Origin of the sequence: Pseudomonas sp. IT-P218 (genome assembly GCF_949767605.1) — a bacterium.
In the GTDB taxonomy this organism is placed as follows: Bacteria; Pseudomonadota; Gammaproteobacteria; order Pseudomonadales; family Pseudomonadaceae; genus Aquipseudomonas; species Aquipseudomonas putida_AE.
In genome coordinates this window covers 1-488 of sequence record NZ_CATKQQ010000070.1, presented here as the reverse complement: position 1 = coordinate 488, position 488 = coordinate 1, and the positions used below count along the sequence as shown (strand labels likewise).

Below are 488 nucleotides of genomic sequence, written 5' to 3'. Positions count from 1 at the left end.
CCGTTCATGCAGGCTTTCGGGCGTTCTTCGTAGTAGTCCGGCGTGACGAAAATCAACTTGCACGGATGACCTTCGGCTTCCAGTTTGGCGCGGTACTCATTGGTGATGCGTTCGGCGCGCACCAGTTGCTCTTTGGTCGGCAATAGCCCGACTCGATTGAGCTGTGCCCAACCGTAGAACTGGCAGGTCGCGAGTTCGACGAAGTCTGCCTCGAGTGCGATGCACAGCTCGATGATGCGGTCGATCTTGTCGATGTTGTGCCGATGGGTCACGAAGTTCAGCACCATCGGGTAGCCATGGGCTTTGACGGCGCGGGCCATTTCCAGCTTTTGCGCGAAAGCCTTTTTCGAACCCGCCAGCAGGTTGTTCACCTGCTCGTCGCTGGCCTGGAAACTGATCTGGATATGATCGAGCCCGGCCTTCTTGAAGTCGCTGATTTTCTGCTCGGTCAGGCCGATGCCGGAGGTGATCAGGTTGGTGTAGAAACC

The 488-nt window shown here is 57.2% G+C and carries 1 protein-coding gene; it reads right to left on the bottom strand.

All coding sequences use genetic code 11. The annotated features are described in order from the left end of the window. Positions 1 to 488, bottom strand: a 488-nt coding sequence (locus tag ACM6I6_RS26180) for a radical SAM protein (RefSeq protein WP_414920908.1), incomplete at both ends; no start/stop codon positions are given.